Source organism: Nocardiopsis yanglingensis (assembly GCF_045809185.1).
Taxonomy (GTDB): Bacteria; Pseudomonadota; Gammaproteobacteria; order Xanthomonadales; family Xanthomonadaceae; genus Stenotrophomonas; species Stenotrophomonas yanglingensis.
On sequence record NZ_JBJNRH010000006.1, the window covers coordinates 232504 to 254809 of the forward strand.

15 protein-coding genes and 1 rRNA gene are annotated in these 22306 nt (G+C 67.5%); 6 read left to right on the top strand and 10 right to left on the bottom strand.

Features of this window, described 5'->3' with window-relative positions; all coding sequences use genetic code 11:
- Positions 1–31: 31 nt before the first annotated feature.
- The 5 genes from ACJ7C5_RS11255 to glyQ all read right to left on the bottom strand — a co-directional run bounded on the left by ACJ7C5_RS11255 (position 32) and on the right by glyQ (position 11198).
- Positions 32–2179: a S46 family peptidase gene (locus ACJ7C5_RS11255; RefSeq protein ID WP_412703933.1), complete on the bottom strand. Its 2148-nt coding sequence runs from the start codon at positions 2177–2179 to the stop codon at positions 32–34.
- 128 nt (positions 2180–2307) lie between these two features.
- The gene (locus tag ACJ7C5_RS11260) at positions 2308–6171 is read right to left on the bottom strand and encodes a translocation/assembly module TamB domain-containing protein (RefSeq protein WP_412703934.1); all 3864 of its coding nucleotides are present in this window, start codon (positions 6169–6171) and stop codon (positions 2308–2310) included.
- The gene (locus ACJ7C5_RS11265) at positions 6168–7952 is read right to left on the bottom strand and encodes an autotransporter assembly complex protein TamA (protein ID WP_412703935.1); all 1785 of its coding nucleotides are present in this window, start codon (positions 7950–7952) and stop codon (positions 6168–6170) included. Before ACJ7C5_RS11265 ends, ACJ7C5_RS11260 begins: the two co-directional genes overlap by 4 nt.
- 187 nt (positions 7953–8139) lie before the next feature.
- Positions 8140–10215 carry a glycine--tRNA ligase subunit beta gene (glyS, locus tag ACJ7C5_RS11270; protein WP_412703936.1) on the bottom strand — a complete coding sequence of 692 codons (2076 nt, stop codon included), beginning with the start codon at positions 10213–10215 and terminating at the stop codon, positions 8140–8142.
- 71 nt (positions 10216–10286) lie between these two features.
- Positions 10287–11198: a glycine--tRNA ligase subunit alpha gene (gene glyQ / locus ACJ7C5_RS11275; RefSeq protein WP_006403404.1), complete on the bottom strand. Its 912-nt coding sequence runs from the start codon at positions 11196–11198 to the stop codon at positions 10287–10289.
- 83 nt (positions 11199–11281) lie between these two features.
- Between glyQ and ACJ7C5_RS11280 the strand changes: the two genes are divergently transcribed.
- Genes ACJ7C5_RS11280 through ACJ7C5_RS11290 form a run of 3 tightly spaced genes read left to right on the top strand, consistent with a single transcriptional unit; the run spans position 11282 to position 14797 of the window.
- The gene (locus ACJ7C5_RS11280) at positions 11282–13117 is read left to right on the top strand and encodes a GspE/PulE family protein (protein WP_412703937.1); all 1836 of its coding nucleotides are present in this window, start codon (positions 11282–11284) and stop codon (positions 13115–13117) included.
- Positions 13089–13835 carry a glutamine amidotransferase gene (locus tag ACJ7C5_RS11285; RefSeq protein ID WP_005411673.1) on the top strand — a complete coding sequence of 249 codons (747 nt, stop codon included), beginning with the start codon at positions 13089–13091 and terminating at the stop codon, positions 13833–13835. Before ACJ7C5_RS11280 ends, ACJ7C5_RS11285 begins: the two co-directional genes overlap by 29 nt.
- Positions 13836–13885: 50 nt before the next feature.
- Positions 13886–14797, top strand: a complete 912-nt coding sequence (locus tag ACJ7C5_RS11290) for a BPSS1780 family membrane protein (protein WP_032973889.1) — start codon at positions 13886–13888, stop codon at positions 14795–14797.
- A gap of 77 nt (positions 14798–14874) precedes the next feature.
- On the opposite strand, the gene tatC is transcribed toward ACJ7C5_RS11290, so the two are convergent.
- The 4 genes from tatC to ACJ7C5_RS11310 form a co-directional block, all read right to left on the bottom strand.
- Positions 14875–15624, bottom strand: coding sequence for a twin-arginine translocase subunit TatC (gene tatC / locus ACJ7C5_RS11295; RefSeq protein ID WP_094002231.1), 750 nt, complete (start codon positions 15622–15624; stop codon positions 14875–14877).
- Complete coding sequence (gene tatB, locus ACJ7C5_RS11300; RefSeq protein ID WP_094002230.1) at positions 15621–16082, bottom strand: Sec-independent protein translocase protein TatB; 462 nt, start codon at positions 16080–16082, stop codon at positions 15621–15623. Before tatB ends, tatC begins: the two co-directional genes overlap by 4 nt.
- 15 nt (positions 16083–16097) lie before the next feature.
- Positions 16098–16325 carry a Sec-independent protein translocase subunit TatA gene (gene tatA, locus ACJ7C5_RS11305; protein ID WP_108770514.1) on the bottom strand — a complete coding sequence of 76 codons (228 nt, stop codon included), beginning with the start codon at positions 16323–16325 and terminating at the stop codon, positions 16098–16100.
- Between the two features lie 75 nt (positions 16326–16400).
- Complete coding sequence (locus ACJ7C5_RS11310; protein ID WP_412703938.1) at positions 16401–17300, bottom strand: lipid-binding SYLF domain-containing protein; 900 nt, start codon at positions 17298–17300, stop codon at positions 16401–16403.
- A 165-nt stretch (positions 17301–17465) separates the two neighbouring features.
- On the opposite strand from ACJ7C5_RS11310, the gene hemH reads away from it, so the two are divergent.
- The 3 genes from hemH to ACJ7C5_RS11325 all read left to right on the top strand — a co-directional run bounded on the left by hemH (position 17466) and on the right by ACJ7C5_RS11325 (position 21675).
- Positions 17466–18428, top strand: a complete 963-nt coding sequence (hemH, locus tag ACJ7C5_RS11315; RefSeq protein ID WP_412703939.1) for a ferrochelatase — start codon at positions 17466–17468, stop codon at positions 18426–18428.
- Positions 18425–19279 carry an alpha/beta fold hydrolase gene (locus ACJ7C5_RS11320; RefSeq protein WP_097049740.1) on the top strand — a complete coding sequence of 285 codons (855 nt, stop codon included), beginning with the start codon at positions 18425–18427 and terminating at the stop codon, positions 19277–19279. Before hemH ends, ACJ7C5_RS11320 begins: the two co-directional genes overlap by 4 nt.
- Before the next feature lie 290 nt (positions 19280–19569).
- Positions 19570–21675, top strand: coding sequence for a methyl-accepting chemotaxis protein (locus ACJ7C5_RS11325; protein WP_412703940.1), 2106 nt, complete (start codon positions 19570–19572; stop codon positions 21673–21675).
- A 508-nt stretch (positions 21676–22183) separates the two neighbouring features.
- Here the strand turns inward: ACJ7C5_RS11325 and rrf are convergent.
- Positions 22184–22298 (bottom strand): 5S ribosomal RNA (gene rrf / locus ACJ7C5_RS11330).
- Positions 22299–22306 lie beyond the last annotated feature (8 nt).

A 22306-nucleotide genomic window follows, 5' to 3' on the forward strand; every position in this document is an offset into this window, starting at 1 on the left:
ACCAACGGTGGGCACCCACCAGGAACCGGCCTTATTCCGCCGGCACGCCCATTTCCTTCAGCAGTTCCGGCGCCGGGTAGACCTTGGCCAGCAGCCAGCGCAGGTAGCGCATGTCCACGTGCACGGCGCGCTTGTAGCGCGGGTCGAACCACCAGCTGGCGCTGACCGATTCCCAGTTGCTGTCGAAGTTCAGGCCGATCAGTTCGCCCTTGGCGTTGAGCACCGGCGAGCCCGAGTTGCCGCCGGTGGTATCCAGGTTGGTCAGGAAGTTGACCGTCTGGGTCTTCAGCGCCGGGTCGGCGGTGCTGCCGAAGTCACCCTTGGCGATCGCTGCAAGCAACGGCTTGGGCGCATCGAACGGATAGGCGTTGGTGTTCTTCTCGACGATGCCGGCCACGGTGGTCACCGGCGAGTAGGTCACGCCATCACGCGGGTGCAGCGCCTCGACCTTGCCGTAGCTGATGCGCAGGGTGCGGTTGGCATCCGGGTAGACCGCGCGGCCTTGCTTGGCACGCCAGGCGAACAAAGCCTGCATGTAGGCCGGGCGCAGGCGCAGCTGCTCGCCTTCGCGGGTCTTGCTTTCGTTCTCGATGCGCAGCTGCGCGGCCACCAGCGGGCCGGCCACGGTGATCAGCGGATCGGCGGCCAGCGCCTTGCCTTCGCGCGCAGCAGCGAAGCGGGACAGGCGCTGTGCCTCCTCACCCAGCTGGGTGCCGGCATACAGAGTATCCAGCGCCGCTGCCAGCTGCTCCGGGGTACGGCCGAAGGCCGCGTCGAACTCGGCCACGCGCTGCGCGTCCGGCAGCTTCTGGTAGCGGGTCAGCAGGGTGGTCAGCAGCGCCTTCTCGACCTCCGGCGCGTAACGGCGCTGGACCTGCTTGAGCACGCCTTCGATCATCGCCTGGTCGCGCTGCTGGTAGCCGCTTTCGCGCTGTGCGTCCGGCTTCGCCGATTCGATGCGCAGGCGTTCCAGCAGCAGCGCCGAGCGCAGCAGCTGGCTCTGCGCGGCCATCTGGTCCAGCAGCAGGTCGCGCTCGCCCACCGCCGCGCCCTGCGACAGGTTGGTCAGCAGCGCCTTGATGTCGCCCTGGTACTTGCGGTCGGTGGCAGCCAGCATCGCCGTCTCGTCGGCGGCACGCTGGGCTTTGGCGTCGCTGCGCAGCAGGCCTTCCAGTTCACCGGCGGCGCGCTTGCGGTTGTTCTTCAGCGACTGCAGCTGCGAGGCGTAGCGGGTGCGCGCCTGCGCATCCTTGGCGCTGGCGGCCTCGATGGTGTCGATCATCTGCTGGAACACCGACACGCGGCGCGGCAGCACGGTATCGATCTGGCCGGCGAATTCGGCCGCGGTACGGTGACGGTAGGTGATGCCCGGGTACCCGGCCAGCATCGCGTAGTCGCCTTCCTTCGGGCCTTCCACCGACATCTGCAGGTGTGCCGGCGCCTGGTAGGGCACGTTGTCCTTGCTGTAGGCGGCCGGCTTGCCGTCCTTGCCCACGTAGGCGCGCAGCAGGGTGAAGTCGCCGGTGTGGCGCGGCCACATGAAGTTGTCGATCTCATCGCCGTAGTTGCCGATCGCACGCGGCGGCGCATACACCAGGCGCACGTCGCTCAGCTCCAGCTGGGCAATGCGGTAGAAATCGGTGCCGTAGTACATATTGGCCACCGAGCAGCGCACGCTGCCGTCCTTCTCGCACTCGGCCACGATCTGCTTACTGGCCGCATCGACGGCATCGAAGTAGGCACGGCCGGTCTTGCCACGGGCCTGTGCCAGCACCTGATCGGTCACCTTGTCGAAGCCGACGGTGACCAGCACGCGGAAGTCCGGGTTGGCCGGGCGCTCGTCGGCACGGTCCCTGGCGATGAAGCCACCATTGATCAGGTCGTGCTCGGGCGAGCTGTTGTACTGGATCACGCCCATCGCCACGTGGTGGTTGGTCAGCAGCAGGCCGTCGGCGGATACGAACGATCCGGTGCCGCCACCGGCACGCACCACGGCGCTCAGCGGCGGCGCAGTGACATTGGCCAGGTCGGCCGGATTGCCCTTGAAGCCTGCGGCCTGCAGCGGCTTGGCCAGTTCCGGCAGCTGGGTCGGCATCCACATGCCTTCATCGGCGTGGGCACCGGCGGCGAGGGTCAGGCCCAGGGCCAGGGCGGTGGGAAGGGCTTTGCGTGGTGACATGAGGCAATCCGGTACGACAGAACAGCCCGGGACCATAGCCGCTGGGGCCGGATGGGGCAACGGCCGATGGTTGGGGGGTAAACGCCGGGCGTGGCCCGGCGTTTACCCCATCCACGCATGGCGTGGATCTACTTTTCCCTGCGCCAGTTGATCGAACCGCGGTTTTCCACCGTGCTCGATTCCACTTCCACGTCGAAGCCGCGGCGCAGCAGGTACTTCAGCGTGATCACCGAACCGGCACCGACCAGCGACACGCCGTAGCCGACGTACAGCTTGGGCGAGATGTACTTGCCGACGCCGATCACCGAACCACCCAGCGCGCGCGACTGGCTCACGCCGGCATCGTCCAGGCCCAGCTTGGCACCCAGCTGCGAGGCCAGCAGGCCGCTACCGGCCGACAATGCCGCCGAGGCCGCGTTGACCTGCTGGGTCTGGTCGCTGCTGGCACCGGTCAGGCTGCGGCCGAGCACCAGGTAGGCCAGCGCTTCGGACTGCGACATCGCCGGATCGGACCACACGTCAGCACGCGGCTGCTGCGCACGCCCGGTCACGTCGATGCCGGCGGTGACATCACCGACCCGGCGCTCGGCACGGATGTTGACGCGCGGGTCGGACACCGCGTTGTAGTTCCAGGTGAGGTTGCCACGGGTGATGGTCAGGTCCTGCCCATACGCCTTGTAGCGACCACTCACTTCCAGCCCGCCATTGGCGGTCATCTCGCGGCCGGGCTTGGCCCAGACCTGCATCTTGCCGGTCAGCGCGCCCTTCAGCCCGAAGCCGGTCATCTTCACCTTGTCGCCGAGGCTGACCACAAGATCCATATCCAGCGGCGAGGTGCGCGACTCTTCCGGATCGGCCGGGTCGAGCACCACCACGTCTTCGGACACCGAGGTACCGCGGTCCAGGCGCTCCAGATCGATGTCGGCCTCGGGCACGTGCACGGTGCCACGCAGCTCCATCGCGGCCTTGGCCAGGGTGAAGTCGAGGTTGGGATTGGCGACGATGCGCAGTTCGCTGGTGTTGGACAGCAGCACGTTCTCGCCGTGGATCTTCAGCTGCAGCGGCTGTGCATCGCCGAACCACGACAGGCCACCATCCACGTACAACGTGCCCTGGCCGGAGTTGGCCTGCGCGGTGATCTTGGCCGAACCGTCGGGCTGGGCCACGAAGCTGCCCTTGCCCTGATCGAAGGTCAGGCCCAGCGCCGGGAATTCACCCTTGAAGTTGCTCAGCTGCGCGTCACCGCCCAGCGACGGCTGGCCACGCGTGCCGCGCAGGCTGACGTGGCCTTCGATCAGGCCGGTCGGTCGCACGATGTCCGGCGAGAACAGCTCCAGCCAGTACAGCCGCGACATGTTGAGGTAGAGCTCGCCGTTCAGCGGCGCACTGGCTTCCCAGCCGGTCTGCATCTTGGCGTCGACGAAGCCGTTGCCCTGGAAGCCCATGCCCAGGTAGCCCTTGATGCTGGCCGGGGTCATGTCCAGCTTCAGCGAGAACTGGTCGTAGCGCACCAGCTCGCCACGGGTGGTGTCCCCCACGGCATTGCGGTTCTCACCCAGGCGCACGCCGCCTTCCTTCGAGCGCACTTCCACATGGCCTTCCCAGGCGTTGCCGCGCGGGCGGATCTGCGCGTCCAGGCTGACATCGCCGCGCAGGTAGATGCGGCGGCCGGACTGCGGCGGCAACCACGGCTGCACCAGCGCCAGCGGCAACGCATCACTGCGCACCACCAGGCCCTCGCGCGGCCAGTTCGCCTGTGCACACAGTGCACCGCTGCTGGCGGCGGCCAGGCAGGCTTCGGACAGCGTATAGGTGCTGCCGTTGATTGCGAACGCCGCCGGTGCACGCAGCGACCAGGCATCGCCCTTCACCGGTGCGATGCGCAGCGATGCCAGCTCGCCACGCCACTGCGCCCCCTGCTGGCGCACGCTGCCCTGCAGCTCGATCGCGCCCATCTCGTTGCGGGTCTGCGCCGCCAGGCGCAGGTTGGAGACACTGCCCTGCGCATCCACATTCAAGCGTTCCAGCAGCATGCCGGCGTTGACCTGCTGGCCCTGCACCGCCAGCGTGCCGCTGTCGCCGCGCCAGGGCAGGTGGCCCTTGATGCTCACGCTCTCGGCGCCGTAGCCGTCCCAGTTGAGGTTGTTGCCGACCAGGTCGGCGGTGATGTCCGGCGCATCGCGCGGGCCCTTCACCTGCACCTGGCCACGCAGGCCACCGTCGGCGCCCGGCAGCAGGTCACTCAGCTGCAGCGGCTCGAAACGCGCATCAATGTCGAGGCGGTCACCGACCTTGCCCGACGCGGTCACCCGGCTGCTGCCCAGCGACAGTTTCAGATCGCCCTGGCCCTGCGCGCCCTGCAGCGCGAACTTGCCCTGTGCGTCGAGGTTGCGCTGGCGCAGCATGCCCTTCAGCGACGGCAGGTCCACCGTGGCTTCCAGCGTTCCGGCGGTGCCCGGTGCGGCATTGGCCGGCGGTGGCAGCTGGCGGCCCTTGGAGGCCAGGTTGCCGGACAGGCGGCCGTTCCAGCCCGGCACGAAATAGCCGGGGTCGAAGTCCTTCAGCGTGGCCTTGGCGTCCCAGTCCAGCTGCGGCGCCCAGGCCACCTGGCCTTCCACCTGCAGCTGCCCACCCGGTGTCTGCGCCTGCAGCTGGTGGATCGACGCGGCCTGGTCGTTGCCGCGCACGTCGAAGCGCAGCTGCGCCTTCTGTGCATCACGCTCCACCTCGGCGCGGCCGATCGCGGCCCAGGCCTTCAACGTGCCGGCCAGGCCGAAGCGAGCTTCCTTCAGGGTCACCGGCACCGGTGCGCTGCCGGCGGTGTTCGGATCGGGCGCCGGCACATAGGTCAGGTCCCGCGCGACCACCGAGAAGTTGAGCTTCTGCTGGTCTTCCTGGCTGAAATCAGCCGTGCCCTCCAGGCGGGCTTCGCCACCGAGGCCCTTCACCAGCAGCGGCGAGACCTTCAGGACCTGGTCCTGCAGCGACACCACCGACGGTGCCAGTTCCAGTTCCTGATCGCCCTGCTTCACCTTGCCGCGCAGGTTGGCGTTGCCGCCCTTGCCGGCAGCGGTGAAGTCCAGCGCCAGCGGCGCGATCGCCGAGCTGGCCAATGCTGGCGACAGCAGCGCCAGATCCAGTTCATCACTGCGGATGCTGGCATTCCAGCTCGGATCAGTGCGGCCATCGAACACCAGCATGGCGTGCAGCGGCTTCGGCGCACGCCCGGCCACCGCCACTTCCATGTGCGACAGGTCACCGCGCGCGACCAGACCAAGCGTCGCGGCGGTACGGCCACGCGGGGCCGGCAGCACCGCGGTGACGGTCACGTCGGTGTCGTAGTCCTTGGCCGGGATGTAGCGACCCTGGGCGGTGAAGTTGCCCATGTCGCTGTCCACCACCAGCTTGTGCGCCTGGAACTCGCCATTGGCGATCTCGATGCCACCACGCACGCGGCTGATGTCGATCACCGGCTCGTTGGCCTGGCTGATGCGGAAGCCGTCAATGGCGATGGCATCGGCCTGGATGGCCAGCGGCATTTCGATCTGCGGCAGCGAATCGGGCCACGACGGCAGCTTGAACGGCTCGTCACTCTTGGCCAGGTTCAGCGTCGCGTTGGTCAGCTCCAGCTTGTCCAGCAGCAGCTTGCGGCCCAGCAGCGGGCGCAGGTCCGGTTCCAGGTGCGCGCGCTCGGCGTGGAAATGGATGTCGTCGTAGCGGAAGTCGACGTTGTACAGGGTCAGCGGGCCGGCCACCGGGCCGTCCACCTTGTCCCAGGTGAAGCTGGCGCCCACCGGCAGCCGTGCGACCACCTGTGCCAGCAGCACGTCACGGCCGGCCACGGTCTGCAGCAGCCAGTAGACCGCCAGCAGGGCCAGCAGCACCAGTCCGATCACGCCGGCGCCGGACCAGGCCCAGAAGCGGCGGCGACGGTAGAAGCGCACGCGCGGCGGCGGCGTGTTCGGGTTCGGAGTGGGTGCGGGCGTGCTCACAGGTCCGCTCCGATGTTCAGGTACAGCTGGAACTGCGAATCCGGGTTGTTCAGGCCGTGCGCCACGTCGATGCGCACCGGGCCCACCGGCGATTTCCAGCGCACGCCGAAGCCGACGCCGGTATGCAGATCAATGGTGTTGTCGAAGGCGCTGCCGGTATCGACGAACACCGCCGCACCCCAGGGGCCTCCATTGAAATAGTGCTCGTACTCGGCCGAGCCGATCACCAGGTTCTTGGCACCGAGCGCGTACTTGTCCGGCGCCGGCGTGCGCGGCCCCACCTCGCGGTAGGCATAGCCGCGGATGCTGCGGTCGCCACCGGCGAAGTAGCGCAGGCTGGGTGGCATCGCCACCAGATCGCTGGTCCAGGTTGTGCCACCTTCGCCGCGCAGGATCAGGCGGTTGCTTTCGCCCAGCGGGATGTACCAGCGCAGCACGGCATTGGCCTGCACGAAGCTGGTGTCCGAGCCGGCACCTTCAACGCCGGCACGCATCGTCGCAGTACCGCTGATGCCCTTGCGCGGGAACATCTCGTCATCGACGTTGACGTAGTCGGCAACCATCTGCGGGTAGACCAGCGTCGAGGTGTTGTACACCGCACTGGTGAACTCGGTGCCGGAGGCGTAGCGCCAGCGCTCGCGCAGCGCGTTGATGGAAGCGATCGCGGTCCAGTGCTCGTTGATCTCGCCGCTGCGGCTGGCAATCAGCTTGAAGTTGCGCAGGTCGATGTAGTCGGTCTGCTCGTCATAGGCGCTGGCGGCAAAGGTGTACCAGCCATCGAGCCAGTTGAACGCCGGGATGCGGTAGCTGGTGACCAGACTCTTGCGCTTCTGCGCATAGTCCAGCTGCGTGTTCATCTTGTGGCCGCGGTTGTTCAGGAACCGCCGCTCGATGCCGCCGCGCACACCCGGGCCGCTCTCGCTGCCGTAGCTCAGGCCGGCGGTGTAGATGGTGCGCTTGGCGCGGGTCAGCTTCACGTCCACCGGCACGTCGCCATTCTCGTCGGCCTGGTCCGGGCGCGGCTGGATATCGATCACGCTGAAATAGTCCAGCTTGGTCAACGACTGCCGCAGGCGATCCAGCTTGCCCTCGTGGTAGTAGCTGCCCTGGTCCCAGTACACCAGCGGATCGAACAGCTTGTCGACGAAGTAGTCCTGCTCGAAGCGCACCGGGCCCATGTTGTAGCGGCGGCCACTGTCCCAGGTCAGGTCGATGTCGGCCGCATTGTCGGCGCGGGTGATCTGCACCTGGCGCTGGGTGTAGTCGGCGTCGAAGTAGCCACGCTCGGCCAGGCGGCGGGTGATGGTGATCTTGCTGGCTTCGTACTGGGTATGCACGAAGCGCTGGCCCTTGCGCGGCTTGAACGCGGCCAGGTCGTCCTGCAGGTACTGGTCGTATATCGCCGGGCCGGTAATGTCGATGTGCTCGCGGCGCACGGTGACCGGGGTGCCCTTGTCGACGTGGATCAGCACACGGACGTGCTCGTCCTCGCGCGGCGCCTCGACCTTGATCACCGGGTTGTAGTATCCGAACGGTTCCAGTGCCTGGCGGGTCTGCCGCTCGGCCTGCGACAGCAGGTACTCCAGGCGCGATTCGCCCTGTTCCTTGCCGATCGTGTCGTACAGCGACAGCGATTCCTGGATGTTCTCGATGATTGCGGCGTCGTCGCCCTTGTCCAATCCCTTGATGTCCACCTTGTCGATGGTGCCGCGCGCATGGGCCACGGTGGTGGCGGCCAGCGACAGGACCATCAGCGGCAGGGCGTATTTCTTTGGCTGCATGCGGCACAGCATACCGACCGAAGGTGACGATGCGAAATGCATCACGTCATTGGGGATCGGTTGTTAAGTGGCGGTCAAAATACGCGCCTTTGTGGCGATCGTCGTAATCGCAGCCGAGGAAGCCGGCATCGTGCGCGATGCCGGCAATGACCCCGATGGACATCCGCCGGCACTACCGATACGGGCATCAGCTCGACAGATGCTCGATCGCCGCGACCTTGCCCAGGCGCTCGCCCAGCATCGTCAGCAGCGCCAGGCGGTTGCCACGCAGCGCCGGATCTTCCGCATTGACCATCACGCCATCGAAGAACGCGTCGACCTGCGGGCGCAGGCGGGCCAGGCGGGCCAGCACGGCCACGTAATCCTTCTGGTGCAGGCTGGCGCCGGTGTCGTCGATGGCCGCAGTGACCGCTTCAGCCAGCGCGCGCTCGGCATCTTCCTGCAGCAGCGCCGGATCGATCTGGGCCGGAATGTCGCCCTCGGCCTTGCGCAGGATGTTGCGGATGCGCTTGTTGGCCGCTGCCAGCGCCTCGGCTTCCGGCAGCGCGGCGAAGGTGCCGATCGCATCCAGACGGCGGTCGAAGTCGTACAGCGAAGCCGGCTTCAGCTCGGCCACGGCGTTGAAGTGCGTGGCCGGCACGCCCTTGTCAGCGTAGTAGCCCTTCAGGCGGTCGAGGATGAAGTCGTACAGTTCGCCGATGTCGGCCTGCACGTTGCGCGCGACCAGGCCAGCGTTGGCGCTGGCCAGCAGCGCGCGCAGGTCCAGCTCGAAGCCGCTTTCGATGATCGTGCGGGCCAGGCCCAGCGCGTTGCGGCGCAGGGCGAACGGATCTTTGTTGCCGGTCGGCTTCAGGCCCGCGGCGAAACCGCCGGCCAGCGTGTCGACGCGTTCAGCAATGGCCAGCACCTTGCCCAGCGGCGACAGCGCGATGTCATCACCGCCGAAGCGCGGCTGGTAGGCCTCGTCGATGGCCAGCGCCACATCGGCCGATTCGCCACCGGTCACGGCGTAGTGGCGACCGGCGATGCCCTGCAGTTCCGGGAATTCGTTGACCATGCGCGACTGCAGGTCGTTCTTGGCCAGCTCGGCAGCCCGCCTGGCCTGCGCCGGATCGGCGCCAACCTGGGGTGCGATCACTTCGGCCAGAGCGGCCACGCGCGCCACCTTGTCGGCCACGCTGCCCAGCTTGGCCTGGTAGGTCACCGTCTTCAGGCCGTCGCCCATCGACACCAGGCCCTGCTTCAGGTCTTCGTCGAAGAAGAACTTGGCGTCGGCGAAGCGCGGGCGGATCACGCGCTCGTAGCCCTTGGCCACTTCGGCCACGTCCTTCGATTCGATGTTGGCGATGCCGATGAACTTCTCGGTCAGGGTGCCGGCGGCATCCAGCACCGGGAAGAACTTCTGGTTGATCTCCATCGTCTCGATCAGCGCTTCCTGCGGCACCGCCAGGAACGCGGGCTCGAAGCTGCACAGCACCGCCGACGGCCACTCGACCAGGTTCACCACCTGCTCCAGGTTGTCTTCGGTGATGCGGGCGCTGCCACCGGCCTTGGCCGCAGCGGCTTCGACCTCGGCGACGATGCGCGCGCGGCGCTCGCTCGGGTCGACCAGCACGAACGCGGCGCGCAGGGCTTCAACGTAGTCCTGCGGCTGTGCCAGCGACACGGCCTGGTCGTGGTGGAAACGATGGCCACGGCTGACGCGGTCGGCCTGCAGGCCGAACAGCTCGGCCTCGACCACGTTGGCACCGTGCAGCAGCACCAGCCAGTGCGCCGGGCGCGCGAAGCCCCAGGCGTGGTCGCCCCAGCGCATCGGCTTGGGAATCGGCATCGCCGCGATCGCCTCGCGCAGGATCTCTGGCAGCAGGCTGGCAGTGCTCGCACCCGGGGTCACCGCGCGGTGCACGAAGCGCTCACCCTTGTTGTCGGTGGTCTTCTCCAGCGCGGTCCAGTCGATCCCGGCCTTGGCGGCGAAGCCCTGCAGGGCCTTGGTCGGCTGACCTTCGGCGTCCAGCGCGATGTTCAGGTACGGGCCCAGCACTTCGCTGTGCTGTTCCGGCTGTTCCAGGCCGACACCCGGCAGCAGCACGGCCAGGCGGCGCGGGGTCGACAGTGGACGCGCATCACCCAGTTCCAGCGCGACGCCGCGCTTGCGCAGGCCGTCGACAACGCCATCGAAAAAGGCCTGGGCCAGGCCCGGCAGCGCCTTGACCGGCAGCTCCTCGGTGCCCAGTTCGATCAGCAGGGGGGACAGTTGGCTCATCGTTTCAATCCTGTGGTGGGGGCGCAGCGCGCGACGCGTCCGGCGCCCCGGAGTAAGGGGGAGAGCGGCCGTCAGGCCTTCTTCGCGCCCGGGAAGCCCAGCTTCTCGCGCTGTTCGTAGTACGCCTTGGCCACCGCCTGGGCCAGCGCGCGCACGCGCAGGATGTAGCGCTGGCGCTCGGTCACGCTGATCGCGCGGCGCGCATCCAGCAGGTTGAAGGTGTGGCTGGCCTTCATCACCTGCTCGTAGGCCGGCAGCGGCAGGTTCACTTCCACCAGCTTCTGCGCTTCACGTTCGCAGGCATCGAAACGGTGGAACATCTCTTCCACGTCGGCGTATTCGAAGTTGTAGGTGCTCTGCTCCACCTCGTTCTGGTGGTAGACGTCACCGTAGGTCACCGGCTGGCCGTCCGGGCCGTAGGTCCAGACCAGGTCGTAGACGTTGTCGCAGTTCTGCAGGTACATGCACAGGCGCTCGAGACCGTAGGTGATCTCGCCCAGCACCGGGCGGCACTCCAGGCCACCGGCCTGCTGGAAGTAGGTGAACTGGGTCACTTCCATGCCGTTGAGCCAGACTTCCCAGCCCAGGCCCCAGGCGCCCAGCGTCGGCGATTCCCAGTTGTCCTCGACGAAGCGCAGGTCGTGCACCAGCGGGTCGATGCCCAGTGCCTTCAGCGAATCCAGGTACAGCTGCTGGATGTTGTCCGGCGCCGGCTTCATCGCCACCTGGTACTGGTAGTAGCGCTGCAGGCGGTTCGGGTTCTCGCCGTAGCGGCCGTCGGTCGGGCGGCGCGAGGGCTGCACGTAGGCCGCATTCCAGCTTTCCGGACCGATCGCACGCAGGAAGGTGGCCGGGTGGAAGGTACCGGCGCCCACCTCCAGGTCGAGCGGCTGGATGAGCACGCAGCCCTGCTGGGCCCAGAACTGGTTCAGGGTCTGGATCAGGCCCTGGAAGGTGATCGGAACGGTCGGGGTCGCGGACATGCGTACGAGTCTTGGCCGGCAAGGGGGTGCGTTAGTATAACGGCCGACCTGCGGGGCATTCCGTACCCGGGAGGAGCAGGCAGATGGAACATCGGCTGCCGGTGGGCACGCCCGGCGAGGCTGGCGGCGTACCGCTGCCGTGGGGTCGCCTGCAGTTCGAGCAGATTGCCGCGGCCCTGATCGCCGATGGCCTGGTGGCCGAGCAGGACCGCGAGCGCATGCGCTTTTCCGCACAGGGCGCGCGCAACGCCAGTGAAGTGCACCCGCTGGTGCTGCTGTCCAACCTCAAGCTGGCCGCCAACGGCGGTGGCGAACTGACCCTGGAGCGCCTCACCGAGTGGCTGGCCCAGCGTACCGGCAGCCGTTACCTGCGCATCGACCCGACCCGGGTCGACGTCGCTGCGGTCACCGCGCTGGTGTCGCACGCCTACGCCCGGCGCCACCGCTTCCTGCCACTGGCGGTGGATGCCGAGCGCGTGCTGGTGGCCACCAGCGAGCCGCTGGTACAGGAATGGCGCCGCGACCTGCAGCACCTGACCCGCCGCCGCATCGAACTGGCGGTGGTCAATCCGCTGGACCTGCACCGCTACACCATGGAGTTCTACGGGGTGACCCGCTCGGTGCGCGGCGCCCGGGGTGACGTGCGCGGCGAAGCCAACATCACCCTGCCCAGCTTCGAGCAGCTGGTGGAGCTGGGCCGCACCGGCGACGTCAATGCCGACGACCAGCACATCGTGCATATCGTCGACTGGCTGCTGCAGTACGCCTACGAGCAGCGCGCCTCGGACATCCACCTGGAGCCGCGCCGCGAGATGGGGCGCATGCGCTTCCGCATCGACGGCGTGCTGCACAAGGTGTTCGAGGTGCCACCGGCGGTGATGACCGCCGTGGTCAGCCGCATCAAGGTGCTCGGCCGCATGGACCTGGCCGAACGCCGGCGCCCGCAGGATGGCCGCATCAAGACCCGCTCGCCGGGCGGCCGCGAAGTCGAGATGCGCCTGTCGACCATGCCCACCGCCTTCGGCGAGAAGTGCGTGATGCGCATCTTCGACCCCGATGCCGCCTTCAAGAGCATCGACCAGCTCGGTTTCAGCCCGCAGGAAGCCGCCGGCTGGAATGCGCTGGTCGAGCGCCCGCACGGCATCGTGCTGGTCACCGGCCCGACCGGCTCGGGCAAGACCACCACCCTGTATTCGACGCTGAAGCGGCTGGCCACGCCGGACGTGAACGTCTGCACGGTGGAAGACCCGATCGAGATGATCGCGCCCGAATTCAACCAGATGCAGGTGCAGACCAACATCGACCTGGACTTCGCCAGCGGCGTGCGCACCCTGCTGCGGCAGGACCCGGACATCATCATGATCGGCGAGATCCGCGACCTGGAAACCGCGCAGATGGCGGTGCAGGCCTCGCTGACCGGCCATCTGGTGCTGTCCACCCTGCACACCAACGACGCGCCGTCGGCGGTCACCCGCCTGCTCGACCTGGGCGTGCCGCACTACCTGCTGGCCAGCACCCTCAACGGCATCCTCGCCCAGCGTCTGGTGCGCACACTGTGCCCGCACTGCAAGCAGCCACACAGCCTCGGCGCCGCCGATTGGGCGGTGCTGGCTGATAGCCATGCTGCATATCCAGATGCCGCCACGCCCTGTCGGCCGGTCGGTTGCCTGGAGTGCCGGCGCACCGGATTCCTTGGCCGCATCGGCCTGTATGAGTTGCTGCCATTGGGCTCGCGGCTGCGCGGGCAGATCCGTGCCGACATGGATCTGGCCGGTTTCAGCCGTGCCGCACTGGCTGAAGGGCTGCGAACCCTGCGCCAGGCCGGGCTTGAAAAGGTGGCGCAGGGGCTGACTACAATCGAGGAAGTCCTGTCAGTGCTGCCGCCCCCGGATGAACCCAGCCCCGTTCCTGATCCTTGAAACCGGCCGTCCGGTACCGTCACTGCGTCGCTACGGGCGCTTTCCGCACTGGATCCGCGTCGCCGCCGGGCTGGAAGAGCACGAGACGGTGGTGGTCGATGTCGAACACGGTGGCGCCCTGCCCGACCCACATGCCTTCGCCGGCGTGCTGGTGACCGGCTCGGCCGCCTTCGTCACCGACCACGCCGAGTGGAGCGAGCGCAGCGCCGCATGGCTGCGCCAGACCGCCCACGACGACCTGCCCGTGTTCGGCATCTGCTACGGCCACCAGCTGCTGGCGCACGCGCTGGGTGGCGAGGTGGCCTACAACCCGGCCGGCCGCGAGTCCGGCACGATCGAGCTGGAACTGCAGCCGCAGGCCGCGCAGGACCCGCTGTTCCAGGGCCTGCCGCAGCATTTCGCCGCCCATGCCACCCACCTGCAGACCGTGCTGCGCGCACCCGACGGCGCCGAAGTGCTGGCACGCTCGCCGCTGGACGGCTGCCATGCCTTCCGCTGGGGCCGCCAGGCGTGGGGCGTGCAGTTCCATCCGGAATTCGCCACCCACCACATGCGCGGCTACGTGCGCGCCCGCGCCGACTGCATCGGCCGCCACGGCGGCTGCGCCCGCAGCATCGAGCGCGCGGTCAGCGCCGCACCGCTGGCCCGCCAGCTGTTGCGCCGCTTCGTCCGCCAGGCGCGGCTGTCTTCAGCCCAGCCGGTGGCAAAACAGGGATAATCGGCGGCACGGGCAGCCGCCCGGCCCCCTCCTGTCCTTCCCGGATGTCCATGAAAGAGATTCGCAAGCTGCCGGCCTCGGCGGGCGCCCAGTGGTTGCTGGATACGTTCTCGCTGTACCGGCGCGCGCCGCTGCAGCTGGCCCGGATCGGCCTGACCTGGCTGCTGGTGAGCTGGGTGGTGACCCTGCTGTCGACCTTGATTCCCGGCGCCGCCGGCATGGCCGTGCAGCTGATGACCCTGGCCATTTCGCCGATCATGTTCGGCGGCATGCTGTACGCCGTGGGCGAGATCGACGAAGGCCGCCCTGGCCTGGCCTCGCACCTGCTGCAGCCCATCCGCGACCACCGCGTCAGCCACCTGCTGGTGCCGCTGGCGATCCAGGTGCTGGCGGTCCTGCTGCTGGGCGCGCTGCTGTTCATGATGATCGGTCGCGAGGGCTTCACCGCCTTCAGCGAGGTCATGACCAAGATGGAAGAGATCAGCCGCAGTGGCCAGCAGATCAAGCCGGATGATGCGGCCGCGCTGGTGGCCAACCTGCCGGCCAAGCGCATCGCACTGTGGATGCTGCTGGTGTTCCTGAGCGCGGTTGCGCTGTCGCTGGCGATGTTCACCCAGCCGGCGCTGGTGGTGTTCGACAAGCAGAGCGGCATGCACGCGCTGCGCCTGAGCCTGCAGGGCTGCATCGAGAACATCGGCGCGATGATCGTGTTCGCCGCGCTCGGCCTGATCGCCGCGTTCTGCATGTACATCCTGTTCGTGATCGTGATCCAGATCGCGATGCTGATCGGCGGCCCGCTGGCCGCCGCCTTCATCGCCCAGCTGGTACTGACCACGGTGCTGATGCCGCTGTACGTCGGCGCGGTCTACGCCGCGTGGAAGCAGATGTTCGTGCACCGCGGCAGCCGCGCCGCACCGCCGATTCCGACCACGCCGACCTCGAGCGACGTGTTCCACGCCTGACGCAAAAGGGGACGGAGGGGATTAAGTCGTTAGCCGCACAGTGGCACAAACGACTTAATCCCCTCCGTCCCCTTTTTTCAGGCAGCGGGTTTCTTTACTGCAGACGATGGCACCAGCCAGCGCGCGGCGTGGATGCCCAGCTCGTAGAGCAGGCACATCGGGATCGCCAGCATCAGTTGCGAGACCACGTCCGGCGGGGTGAGCACTGCGGCCAGCACGAAGATGCCGACGATCGCGTAACCGCGGCCTTCCTTGAACTGCTGCGGCGTTACCCAGCCCAGCAGCACCAGGATCACCATCGCCACCGGCAGTTCGAAGCTGCCGCCGAAGGCGAAGAAGATCGCCAGCACGAAATCCAGGTAGGCATTCGCATCCGGGGTGATCGCGATCACGTCCGGGCTGAAGGTGGTCAGGAAGTGGAATACCGCCGGCAGCACCAGGAAGTAGGCAAAGGCACAACCGGTGTAGAACAGCAGCACCGACGACACCAGCAGCGGTACGGCCAGGCGTTTCTCACGCGCGTACAGACCTGGGGCGACAAACGCCCACAACTGGTACAGGAGCCACGGCACCGCCACGAACAGGGCGACGAAGAAGGTCAGCTTCAGCGGGGCGAAGAAGGCACCGGCCGGGTTGGTGGCGATCATCGTCTGCCCGTTCGGCAGCTGCGAGACCAGCGGTTCGGCCAGTGCGTTGTACAGCTTCTGGGTAAACGGCAGCAGGCCCAGCAGCACCACGCCAAGGCCCAGCAATGCGCGCACCAGACGGCCGCGCAATTCCACCAGATGTTCAACCAGCGAGCTTTCGCCGAAATCCTGTTCACTCATGGCTGGCGCTCCGTACTCTGCGTCGGCGGTGTCGCAGCGGCTTCAGGGGTCGTGGCCGGAGCCGTCTCGGAAGCAATGCTCTCCTGTGCCGGCGCATCGGCGTCAGGCGCGGCGCTCATATGCGGCGGCAGATCCGCCGGCGCCGGTGCGCGTACCTCCTGCGCCAGCGTATCGCCCTGCTGCTGCGCCTCCTGCGCTTCGCGACGGATCGCTTCACCGCTGGCGCGCAGCTGATTCTCGGTGTCCTGCATGCCCTGGCGCACGTCCTGCATCTGCCGCTTGATCTCCTCGGCCTGCAGCTCGCGTTCCAGTTCCTGTTTCACCGAATCCCATTGATTGCGGGCACGACGCACCCACAGGCCGGCGAAGCGGGCCGCCTTGGGCAGGCGCTCGGGACCGAGCACCACCAGGGCGACCACTGCGATCACCAGCAGTTCGCTGAAGCCGATATCGAACACCGCAACCGCTCCGGATCAACGCGCGTTGCGGTCGTGCTCGTCCTGCGCGGTGCGCGAGGCGTCCTGGCTGCGCGACTCATCGCCCAGCTGCGCCGACGGCTTGTCGTCGTCGCGCATGCCCTTCTTGAATTCCTTCACCGCCGAGCCGAGATCCTTGGCGCCACTGGTCAGCCGCTTGGTGCCGAACACCAACAGAACCACGGCCAGGACAATCAGCCAATGCCAGATGCTCAAACTGCCCATAAAGACACTCGTTACGTTAGTGATCAGGCTGTCGAGCATAGCGCACCGGCTGTTAGCCGGCGCGCGTGACGAAAGTCAGTTCCCGCCCAGCGTCTCGGTGCGGATTTCGCCGTCGTTGACCGGCTGGAAGCCCTGCTGCTGCGGCGGCGGATTCTGCGGCACGTTCTGCAGCGGCGCAGTGGTGGCTTCGGCCGGGGCCGCCGGCGCTGCCTGAACAGGCGCAGGAGCTGCCGCCGGGGCCGGGGCCGGGGCCGGACGCGGTGCGCTGCCGCCGTTGCCGTTGCGGTTGTTGCGGGCGGCATAGGTGGCTTCTTCCAGACGATCGCGGAAGGCGACCACATCCATCGACGGCGAGCCCGCAGCGCGGCCTTCGAAGATCATGCGCGGCGTGGTGTTGCTGCCGTAGGCGTCCAGATTGGCGGCATCATCGATCTGCAGCACCGCACCATCCAGTGCCACGCCGGCAAACAGGCCGCGCGCACGCGACCAGGACCAGATCTCGGCCTTCAGCTGGCCATCAGTGGCAGCAGCGGCATTGCGGCCGACCGGCCCAGCGGCGACACCGGCATCGGCGCCCAGCGTGAACTTGCCGTTGACCAGGTTGTCCAGGCTGCGGTCGTTGCGGAACACCAGCACCACATCGGAGGACTGCACACCGGCCTGGAAGCCGATGCTGCCGCCGGTGAGCTTCACGAATACCGGATTGGACCAGGCGCCATTGGGCATGCGCACCGACATCAGGCCATGGCCACGACGACCGCCAATGACCAGGCCGGCCTTGATCGTGTCGGGAATGACGATGACCGCGCGGCCTTCGTCGAGCAATTTGTCTGGAATTCCCTGTTCAGGGATTTCCTGGATTTCAGCCAGCACGCGCACGGCATTGCGCGCACGCTGGTCTTCCTGCGGTCCGGCCATGGCCTGGCTGGACAGCAGGCTGGCGGCGATCAGCAGGGCTTGGATCGGGCGACGCATGGCAGGCTCCAGAAGTCAGTCCATCGGAAGATATAGCAAGTGACTGAAATTAGTAGTGTTGTCATGAATCGCCAATGAGCGCTCCCTGCTCACATAGATGCGCGGTATGCCTGCAATCCGAACCCTGCATCCCGACAGGGCACGCGATCGGCGACAATACCGCTCATGCTCGACGCACCCGATACCGCCGTGCTGGCGGTCAACCTAGGCACGCCCGAGACGCCGACGGCCCCCGCCGTACGCCGTTACCTGGCTGAATTCCTGTCCGACCCCCGCGTGGTCTCGATCCCGGCACTGCTGTGGCAGCCGCTGCTGCGCGGGCTGATCCTGCCGCTGCGCAGCAGCCGTTCCGCGACCAAGTACGCCCAGGTCTGGCTGCCGGAGGGCTCTCCGCTGATGGTGCATACGCGCCAGCTGGCGCAGGCCATGCAAGCGCTGTTGCCGACCCTGAAGGTTCGCCATGCAATGCGCTATGGTGAGCCGGCGCTGGCCAGCGAGCTCGACCGCCTGGCGGCCGACGGTGCGCGCCGCATCGTGGTACTGCCGCTGTACCCGCAGTACTCGACCACCACCACCGCCTCGGTCGAAGATCGCGTCGATGCCTGGCAGCGCCGCAATCCGGGCGTGACCGTCAGCCTGGTGCGCGACTATTCGGTCGATCCGGGCTGGGTCGACGCCGTTGCCGGCTCGATCCGCCGCTACTGGGAACAGCACGGTCGCGGCCAGAAACTGATGTTCTCCTTCCATGGCATCCCGCAGCGCCTGGCCGATGCAGGCGATCCGTATCCGCAGCGCTGCGAGGCCAGTGCGCAGGCCATCGCCAAGGCACTGGAACTGGGCAGGGACGAATGGCAGATGGGTTACCAGTCGCGTTTCGGCCGCGAGCGCTGGCTGCAGCCCTATGCCGAACCCAGCCTGTGGGCGCTGGCCGAATCCGGCGTCAAGCAGATCGATGTGGTGTGCCCCGGCTTCGCCACCGATTGCCTGGAGACGCTGGAAGAGGTCGCCATGGGCTTCACCGAAACGCTGGCCGAGCGCGGCGCGACGATGCGCTACATCCCCTGCCTCAACGCCGAACCGGAACATGCTCGCGCCCTGTCGCGGCTGGCCGTGGCCTCGCTGGCATGAGCCTTCAACCGTTTGAACTGGAGGTCGGTGGCGCGCGCGTCGCCGGCCTGCGCAACCACGGCGACGGCCCGCGCGTGCTGGCCCTGCATGGCTGGCTCGACAACGCCGCAAGCTTCGTGCCGCTGGCGCCGCATCTGTCATCGCTGCAATTGGTGGCGATCGATTTGCCCGGCCATGGCCACAGCGCACATCTGCCGGCGGGTGCCAGCTACACCACGGCCGCCGCGATCTGCCACGTACTCGACGTCGCCGATGCACTGGGCTGGGACCGTTTCAGCCTGCTCGGCCATTCGATGGGCGCCGGCATCGCCAGCCTCACCGCCTCGGTCAGCGACCGTGTGGAACGGCTGGTGGCGATCGAAGCACTCGGCGGCCTGCGCGGTCCCGAGGAAGAGACCGCCAACCGCCTGCGCGAGCATGTGAATGCCACGCGTGGGCTGGCACGCAAGCAGTTGCGCGTGTTCCCCGACCTCGCTGCGCCGATCCGTGCGCGGATGATGACCAACCAGCTCAGCGAGCGCTGCGCACGGCTGCTGGTCGAGCGCGGCGTGGAGCCGGTCGAAGGCGGCTACCGCTGGTGCAGTGATCCGCGCCTGATGCTGCCCACTGCGATCCGCCTCAGCGAAGGCCAGATCGACAACCTGCTGCAGGCCATCGCCTGCCCGACGCAGGTGATCTATGCCACGCCGGCGCAGTCGTACTATCCCGAGCCGATGCGCAGTGATCGCCTGCAGCATCTGCGCGATGGCCGTCTGGCGGTGTTTGCCGGCAACCATCACCTGCACATGGAAGAGCCGGAACAGATCGCGGGCGTGATCCTGCACTTCTTCAGCAACGACAACGCCGGCTGAGCGCAGGCACCGACGCGCTTCACTCTGCGCGTATGCGGCCGATACATCAGTTGCGGGCCCCTGCGTCCGCAGCACGCAGGTCCGGTCGGGTCTGCGGCGTGTGTCTGGTTCTGCAAGGAAGTCCGCATGCCCGCTCTGCTGCACCGTCACCCACAGGATGTGGTCACGGTGCCCCGTCTCCGCGTCGCTGATCGCGTCGCATTCCCCGAATTCCCGGCTCGCGCCCTGGTCACGCACTCCTGCGTGCGCCGCGGCGTGGCCGTTGTCGTTTGTTGATCCAGGAGTCGCCGATGTCCGTTGCATCCTCCCGTCCCCCCGATACCGTCCGCCTGCCCCATCTGCAGCAGCTCTCCCGCCGCGCTGACCGCCGTCTGCTGATCGGCAGCGCGGCGTTGGCTGTGGCTGGCCTCGTGCTGGCCCTGCGTGGGCCCCACGTACCGGGCGCTGCGTTGGCCGCGGCCGCCGTGCTGCCCGCCCTCTGGCTGGCCGGTCCACAGGCGGGCCGCAGCATCGCCCGCAACGGCCTGGCGTTGCTGCTGTCGCTGCAGTTGGCATTGCTGTGCACGATCGTCGGCCTGTCGCCAGCATTGCCGATCGCGTTGCTGCTGGGCGTGCTGCTCAGCCACCGCGATCGCCTGCCGGTATGGCTGGCCGGTGGTGTTGGCACCCTTGCCCTGCTGGTACCGCTGCTGCAGGGCGTAGCCGTGGGACCGACGTTGCTGCAGGCCGGTCTGCTCGCCAGCCTGACCGTGTTCCTTGGCCAGGTCGCGCTGCGCCTGCGCCAGCAGACCGAGGCGCTTGGCCATGGCCCACGCCGCCTGGCGGCACTGGCGCGCGATATCGCTACGGGCACCGATCTGAGCGCACATGCGGATACCGCGGCCTTTGCACCCGGTTCACTGGCCCATGCGCTGGCCGATACCGCCCGCCACGTGCAGGCTCAGCGTGGACGCGAGGCCGCGTCGCATGCCGAGAACGCGCAGATCCGCCAGGCGCTGGATGTCTCGCGCACGGCAATGATGATCGCCGACAACGACCATGTGATCCGCTACGTTAACCGCTCGGTGGTGGCACTGCTGCGCAACCAGCAGGCGACGTTGCGGCAAGCGTTCCCCGATTTCGATGCCGAGCGCCTGGTCGGCAGCAGCATCCATCGCTTCCACGCCAACCCGGACCGCATCCGCGCGATCCTCAACGGTCTGCAGGTCACGCACAACGGCAAGGTGCAGATCGGCCCGGTGCACTTCGCGCAGGTGGTCACCCCGGTGTTCGACGCGCAGGGCGTGCGCCTGGGCTTCGCCGTGGAATGGCATGACCGCACCCATGAACTCGCGCTGGAGAACGCCGTGGCCGGCATCGTCGCAGCGGCAGCGGCCGGTGACCTCGACCAGCGCCTGCAGGCCACTGAAGGCGCCAGCTTCCTCGATGGCCTGACCGGTGGCATCAACCAGCTGCTCGATACGCTCGGCAGCACCGTCAACGACGTGCGGCAGATGCTCTCGGCACTGGCCAATGGCGATCTGGATCGGCGCATGCACGGCGAGTATCACGGCGCCTTCGCTGCCATCCAGCGCGATGCCAATGCCACGGCCGGGCAGCTGGCACGCATGGTCGGTCGCATCCAGGAATGTGCGGCGTCGATCAGTACCGCCGCCAGCGAGATTGCCGCCGGCAACGGCGCATTGTCCGAGCGCAGTGAGCGCCAGGCCGCACACCTGCAGGAGACCGCAGCATCGATGGAGGAACTGACCGCCACCGTGCGCCAGAACGCCGCCCATGCGCGTGAGGCCAGTGCGTTGGCGGCCTCCACGCAGAGCGCTGCCAGTGACGGCAACACGGCCATGCAGCGGGTGGTGGATACCATGCAGGCCATCGAAGGCGCCTCGAAGCGGATCGGTGACATCACCGGCGTCATCGACGGCATCGCCTTCCAGACCAATATCCTGGCGTTGAACGCAGCGGTGGAGGCGGCACGCGCCGGCGAGCAGGGCCGGGGCTTTGCTGTGGTGGCCAGCGAAGTGCGGGTACTGGCGCAGCGCTCTGCGGCAGCGGCCCAGGAGATCAAGAAGCTGATCGACGAAGCCGGCCGCCAGGTGGGCGAAGGTGCCCAGCTGGTAGCCGACGCCGGCCAGCGCATGCAGGGCATTGTTGGCGGCGTGGAGGATGTCAGCCACCTGATGCGCGAGATTTCTGCAGCGTCGCAGGAGCAGTCGATCGGTATCGAGCAGATCAACCAGACCGTCGTGCAGATGGATCAGGCCACGCAGCAGAATGCGGCGCTGGTGGAAGAAGCCACCGCGGCCGCACGTGAGCTGCAGTCGCAGGCGGGGACGCTGACTGAAGCGGTCTCGGTGTTCCGCCAGCAGGAATCGCACGAGGTCTCGCAGGCCGCCTGATCCGGACCTTCAGTTCGATCCTGATCAAGACGGCGCCCGCAGGGCGCCGTCTTTTTATGCGTGAGCTGCCTTGGCTAGCGGCCAACCTTGGTTGGCATCGCTTTTCTCAGGTACAGCCCATCCATGCACCTACTGGTAGTGCCGGCCCCTGGCCGCCAACCGATTGCTGTATGCGCCTGCTGTTGGTAGCCGCCAACCTTGGTTGGCGCCGTGGCTCCTCGCGGAGGGCATCCACGCATGGCGTGGAACTACCGCCAGTGCCGGCCGCTGGCCGGCAATCACCGCCTCAGCGTGCACTGTCGGGGCCTGCTGCCGGTATCCGCCATCGGTGGGTGCCAACCTTGGTTGGCACCTCTTTGCGCGGCCAGCGCCCCATCCACACACGGCGTGGATCTATCGGGTTGTTGGTGTGCAGCCACGGGGTTGCCGGCCAGCGGCCGGCACTACCGGTATTTCCTGCGCACAAAGAAAAACCCCGCTGCGCAAGCAGCGGGGTTTTGGGTATAAACCCTGGCGATGACCTACTCTCGCATGGCTTGAGCCACACTACCATCGGCGCAGCTGCGTTTCACTTCCGAGTTCGGGATGGGATCGGGTGGTTCCACAGCGCTAATTTCACCAGGGAGGCTTT